Below are 5,529 nucleotides of genomic sequence, written 5' to 3'. Positions count from 1 at the left end.
CAAACCTTTTTTTGAATCTTTCGATTGTCTGTGGAGTCAATGATATTTCTGGAATAAGATATACAACAGATTTGTTATCAACAATGAAGCTTTCAATGATTTTCATATAAACTTCAGTTTTGCCGCTGCCTGTCACACCGTGAATAAGATGTTTTTTCACTTCTGATTTCAAGATGCCTTCTACAGTATCGCGCTGTCTTTCACTGATTGTCACTTCTCCCTTGTTGATAACCTTGTCCACAGTGTCTTTCATTGATTCAGATACAACAACTTTTGCAAATCCCTTTTCACAAAGCTTTCTAATCTGCATCCTTGTTGAGCCTGTACTTTTAATCAACTTGTTTATTTCAACAGGTCCATTCCTTACTGTAGCTAGTATATGAAGTTGCTTGTGGGAATTTTTCCTTATATGGTCCTCAAAATCAGTTTTAAGAAGATGAACAGATTCAACAACCTTCTTTTCAAAAGACTTGTCCCTTGTTTCAATTATAGCATGACCGTTTTCAAGGGAGGATTTCAAAAAATCAAATATTCTTCTGTCCTTGAGAATGTCAGAAAGCTTCTTTATTGCTATCCACTTGTTTTTCGGCAAAAGGTCTTCAAAAATACCTGATTTGTCAGCTTCTGATTTTATAAGGATTTCAATCTTTGTCATGGGTGGATTCATCAATGAAAAAGCTTCATTGAATCTTGAAAGGTATGTTTCCCTTATCCATTCCGCCAGCAGGATTTTATTTCCGTCCATTATTGGCTCTTCGTCTATGACCGATATTATATCCTTGACCTTGTCCTCATCAATCTCTGCATATTCCTCTTCGGATACAACAAGTCCAACAATAAGAGAATTATTGAAATTCACCAGTACTCTTCTTCCTGTCAATGTTTCTTCGAAAGAACCTACGCAGGTCTTGTAACAATAGGACTTATCTGTATTTCTCGATTTATTGTTTATGATAATATTACAATACCTAATCATGGTCCCACTTCCGTAAAAATTTTAATATTTAAAGAGCATAAACCCTTCAGTGTTTAATAAGTTCCAAGTACCAGGTACTGACAATAAAACACAGTCCTGATTATAAGTAAAATCCGCAGGTACATGGAACCCTTCGGATTTTTTGACATTCCATAAAGACTCGTTAATGATTTCTACGAATCACTTTTGTACTTCCAGAAAATTAAATAAAGCTTGCAGAGCAAGCTTTATTTAATTATTTCATAATCAATTTTACCGTCGTAAAATTCTTCCACTGCAATATTTACGGGCTTTAATTGTGCTGTTTTAACAAGTATTTCTTCACCTTCCACTATCGATCTTGCTCTTTTTGATATTACTGTTACCAACATGTATCTGCTTTCAACCATTTTCAATAGTTCATCAATCGGCGGTTTTATCATCTTAATTCTCCCTTATACTGTTTATTAATTGTTTCTGACGATTTGCCTTGTTCTTTTCCGCGACAATAATAGCTTCTATCTTGTCCACGGCATTTTCTATATAATCGTTAACAATTGCGTAATCATACTTGAATGCATAGCTTAGTTCCTCATAAGCACAGTCCATTCTTTTGATAATAGCTTCTTTACTGTCTGTTCCTCTGGACGTTATTCTTTCCTTCAATTCCTGAAGAGATGGAGGCACTATGAAAATAAATACTCCGTCCTGATATTCTTCCTTCACTTTTAGTGCTCCCTGAATATCTATCTCAAGTATTACGTCAACACCTTTATCAATCAATTCTAACACTTTCCACTTCGGAGTTCCATAATAATTTCCATATACACTTGCATATTCCAGAAAATCATTATTCTCAATTCTTGATTTAAACTCCTCTGTACTAATAAAATAATAGTTTATACCTTCGACTTCCTTGCCTCTCAAGGCTCTTGTTGTACAGGATATCGAAAGTGCAATATCGTTGTTTCTCTCAACCAATTCCTTGCATAATGTGCCCTTTCCAGCCCCGGAAGGACCCGAAACAACTATTAAAACTCCTTTAGTCATTTTCCACTCCTTTTACCATACTATCTATAGTCATAAATCTTTGTGCTACAGTTTCAGGCTGAATGGCCGATAATACAACATGGTTACTGTCCATGACAATAACAGCCCTGGTTTTTCTTCCATATGTGGCATCGATAAGCTTATTACCATCCCTTGCATCATTAATCACCCTTTTTATGGGGGCAGACTCGGGACTTATTACCGCTATAACCCTGTCTTCCGAAACTATGTTGCCAAAACCTATGTTAATCATTCTCATACAATCACCTATTCTATATTTTGAACCTGTTCTCTCATCTTTTCTATACAGTTCTTGACTTCAACAGATCTTTGAGTAATATCAACAGAACTTGACTTGGAAGCAATTGTATTTGCTTCCCTGTTTATTTCCTGAAGAATGAAATCAAGCTTTCTCCCTATTACTCCACCCTTGTTTAGCGTTTCAACCAGCTGTTTGATATGACTTCTAAACCTGACTATCTCTTCATTGATATCCGCCCTGTCGGCAAAAAACACTATTTCATTAGATAGCTTACTTTCATCAATTGTATACTTATCAGTCAATAACTCGCTTATTCTGTTTTCAAGCTTAAGCTTATATTCCTCAACTACAGTACCTGCATAGGTTTCTATTTCATCAATAAGAACATCGATTCTATGGGCCTGCTTGACGATATCATTCTTAAGCTCCTCCCCTTCAATGTTCCTCATGTCTATAAGCTCTTTTATTGAATTTTCAATAGCTTCCTCAAGAACAATCCATGTTTCATCTTCATCTTCCTCTGATTTTCTTGTTTCAAGAATATCAGGAAGCTTTAAATATGTATCCAATGATGGTAATTCCTTAAGTTCTAAAACCTCTATCAGTTCCTCTAACGCTTTCTTGTAAAGTATTGCAACGGGTATATTGGCCTTAACCTCAACATCGCTCTCCTTAAGCATTTCATAAGTAACAGAAACATCCACCCTACCTCTGCTTATGCGTTTTTTTATAATTCTTCTTATTTTGTCTTCAAAACTTCTAATGTATTTAGGTGTTCTTATATTTATATCATTGTATCTGTTGTTGATTGTTTTTATCTCAACAGAAAACTTAATATTTTCGTTTGTGTGTTCGCCTTTTCCAAAGCCTGTCATACTGCCTACAAAGTTCATTAATTCCTCCCGGGTAATTATTCGTATAATTATTTATACTATATCTTAACATCAATGATTGTAATTATCAATGAAACATTATAATATAAGAGGATAAATTATTTCAAGGAGAAAAATATGGCATTAGACGGATTTTTCCTAAGCAGTGTTGTTTCCGAACTTAACAATACCGTTGAAGGAAGTAAAATAGATAAGATTTACCAGCCTGAAAAGGAAGAAATCATTTTAAACTTAAGATCATCCAAGGGAAACACAAAGCTTATTCTTTCAGCAAACAGCTCCTTCCCAAGGCTTAATACAACCAGTAAAACCTTTAAGAACCCACAGACACCCCCTTCATTCTGCATGTTCTTGAGAAAGCATCTAACAAGCGGAATAATCAGAAAAATCGTTCAAATCAACATGGATAGAATAGTTATGCTAGAAATTGAAACAAGGGACGAACTTAAAACCTTTGCTATAAAAAGACTGTTCATAGAGATCATGGGAAAACACAGCAATATAGTGTTGACTGATTCAAACAACAAGGTTCTTGATTCAATAAAAAGAATCGGCTACAATGTCAGCTCAAAAAGACAAATTTTCCCAGGCGTAAAATATCTCGCTCCAATTTTCGATAAAAAAATAAATTTGATGAAAATAGATGATGAGATATTCAAAAAAATTCTTATTGAATCCAACCAGGGACTACAGTTGGGAAAATTCATAGTCAAATCTTTTTATGGAATGAGCCCATTTTTATCCAGAGAACTTTGTCACAGATCATCTCTGAGTGAAAATGATTTTCTTGGCGAACTTGATGAAAGCAAAATAGACCTTCTTTACAGTACGATTTCAAAATTGAAAAAAAACATTGAAAATAAAGATTATTCCCCTATTGTATATGCTGACGAAGAATCAGGAGAATATTTGGATTTCCACTGTTTCAGAATGACTCATCTAGAAGGATGTTCTCCAATTGATTACAACTCAGTAAATGAAATCCTTGATGTTTTCTATTATGAGAAGGCAAACTTCAACAGCTTTAAACAGAAAACATCCAACCTCAGAAAGAAAATTTCAAGTCTTCTTGACAAAAACAAAAAAAAGCTTGGAAAACTCCTGCAGGAACTAACAAAATCTAAAAACAGGGATATTTATAAAACATATGGTGATCTTGTTATTGCAAATATATACAAAATCAACAAGGATGATGAAATGCTCGAAGCTATAAACTATATAGATAATTCCCAGGTTGAAATAAGACTGGATAAAAGACTTACCCCTTCCCAAAACGCCCAGAAATACTACAAAAGATACAACAAGCTTAAAACTGCCGAAATAAACTTAAAGATACAAATAAAAATCACAAAAGAAAACATAGAATATCTAGAAAACATACTATACAACCTTGAATCAGTATCTGAAATAGAGGTACTTGAGGAAATAAAAAAAGAACTATACGAAACTCGTTATATCAACACAATGGAAAAAAAGAAAACCAAGATAGGAAAAAGCAAACCAATATGTCTTGTGTCAAAAGACGGATTTGAAATACTCATAGGGAAAAACAATATTCAAAATGACCTCATAACCTTTAAAATGTCTTCCAAGGAAGATTTATGGCTCCATGCCAAGAACGTTCCCGGTTCACATGTTATAGTTAGAGCTGAAGGTAAAGATATTCCGGATTCAACAATCGAAGAAGCTGCTTCCTATGCTGCCTTCTACAGCAAAAATAACAAACAACAAAAAGTAGAAATAGACTATACTCAAAGATACAACGTAAAGAAACCTAAGGGAGCAAAACCCGGTTTTGTCATATTCCACGAAAACTATTCACTGATTATTGAACCAAAAAAACCTGAAATCAAGAACTAAAGTGCTTTAATAAAAGGCTGCATTTCAGTTGGATTAATTCCAGCTAAAATGCAGCCCTTCTTATTATTCATTTCAATACTTAACTTACTCCTCAATAAGAACCTGATTGAGGCCGTCAAGCTCCTCTATGTGAACAGTCACCCTTTCGCTTCTTGACGTTGGAACATTTTTCCCAACGAAATCAGCACGTATTGGCAGTTCCCTGTGTCCCCTGTCAATTAAAACGGCAAGTTCTATCTTCTTAGGTCTTCCCTGATCTATGATTGCATCCATTGCAGCCCTTACAGTTCTACCAGTAAAGAGTACGTCATCTACAAGTATTACTACCTTGTCCTTTACATCCATATCTTTTTCCTTGTTAATATTTATGCTGTCAACATTGTTTACGTCATCCCTATACATAGATATATCGAGACTATAATAGGGTACCGATTCACCTTCTATATCCTTGATCATACTAATGATTCGCTTTGCCATTGGAATCCCTCTGGATTTTATTCCAATGACAA

Annotated in this window: 7 protein-coding genes; 1 reads left to right on the top strand and 6 read right to left on the bottom strand. The window is 34.6% G+C overall.

All coding sequences use genetic code 11. The features are described from left to right. The 5 genes from AC3AX0_RS06100 to AC3AX0_RS06080 form a co-directional block, all read right to left on the bottom strand. On the bottom strand, window positions 1-976 hold a 976-nt coding region (locus AC3AX0_RS06100; protein WP_487549418.1), incomplete at its 3' end, for a primosomal protein N' family DNA-binding protein. A gap of 227 nt (window positions 977-1,203) precedes the next feature. After that, window positions 1,204-1,398: a DNA-directed RNA polymerase subunit omega gene (rpoZ, locus tag AC3AX0_RS06095; protein WP_487549417.1), complete on the bottom strand. Its 195-nt coding sequence runs from the start codon at window positions 1,396-1,398 to the stop codon at window positions 1,204-1,206. 1 nt (window position 1,399) lies between these two features. Next, the gene (gene gmk / locus AC3AX0_RS06090; protein WP_487549416.1) at window positions 1,400-2,005 is read right to left on the bottom strand and encodes a guanylate kinase; all 606 of its coding nucleotides are present in this window, start codon (window positions 2,003-2,005) and stop codon (window positions 1,400-1,402) included. Then, window positions 1,998-2,264 carry an extracellular matrix/biofilm regulator RemA gene (remA, locus tag AC3AX0_RS06085; protein ID WP_487549415.1) on the bottom strand — a complete coding sequence of 89 codons (267 nt, stop codon included), beginning with the start codon at window positions 2,262-2,264 and terminating at the stop codon, window positions 1,998-2,000. The genes gmk and remA overlap by 8 nt, the downstream gene beginning before the upstream one ends. An 8-nt stretch (window positions 2,265-2,272) precedes the next feature. After that, window positions 2,273-3,160, bottom strand: a complete 888-nt coding sequence (locus tag AC3AX0_RS06080) for a YicC/YloC family endoribonuclease (RefSeq protein WP_487549414.1) — start codon at window positions 3,158-3,160, stop codon at window positions 2,273-2,275. A 117-nt stretch (window positions 3,161-3,277) separates the two neighbouring features. On the opposite strand from AC3AX0_RS06080, the gene AC3AX0_RS06075 reads away from it, so the two are divergent. Further along, complete coding sequence (locus AC3AX0_RS06075) at window positions 3,278-5,020, top strand: Rqc2 family fibronectin-binding protein (RefSeq protein ID WP_487549413.1); 1,743 nt, start codon at window positions 3,278-3,280, stop codon at window positions 5,018-5,020. Between the two features lie 84 nt (window positions 5,021-5,104). Here the strand turns inward: AC3AX0_RS06075 and pyrR are convergent. Further along, window positions 5,105-5,529, bottom strand: a 425-nt coding sequence (gene pyrR / locus AC3AX0_RS06070; RefSeq protein WP_487549412.1) for a bifunctional pyr operon transcriptional regulator/uracil phosphoribosyltransferase PyrR, incomplete at its 5' end; no start/stop codon positions are given.

Source organism: Dethiosulfatibacter sp. (assembly GCF_983023055.1).
The sequence above is the reverse complement of the archived record's forward strand: the minus strand, read 5'-3'. Positions and strand labels throughout refer to the sequence as shown.

Bases quoted from the DNA above. Each gene is read 5' to 3' on its own strand.
- rpoZ (WP_487549417.1), bottom strand. From the start codon at position 1,398: ATGATAAAACCGCCGATTGATGAACTATTGAAAATGGTTGAAAGCAGA.
- gmk (WP_487549416.1), bottom strand. From the start codon at position 2,005: ATGACTAAAGGAGTTTTAATAGTTGTTTCGGGTCCTTCCGGGGCTGGA.
- remA (WP_487549415.1), bottom strand. From the start codon at position 2,264: ATGAGAATGATTAACATAGGTTTTGGCAACATAGTTTCGGAAGACAGG.
- AC3AX0_RS06080 (WP_487549414.1), bottom strand. From the start codon at position 3,160: ATGAACTTTGTAGGCAGTATGACAGGCTTTGGAAAAGGCGAACACACA.
- AC3AX0_RS06075 (WP_487549413.1), top strand. From the start codon at position 3,278: ATGGCATTAGACGGATTTTTCCTAAGCAGTGTTGTTTCCGAACTTAAC.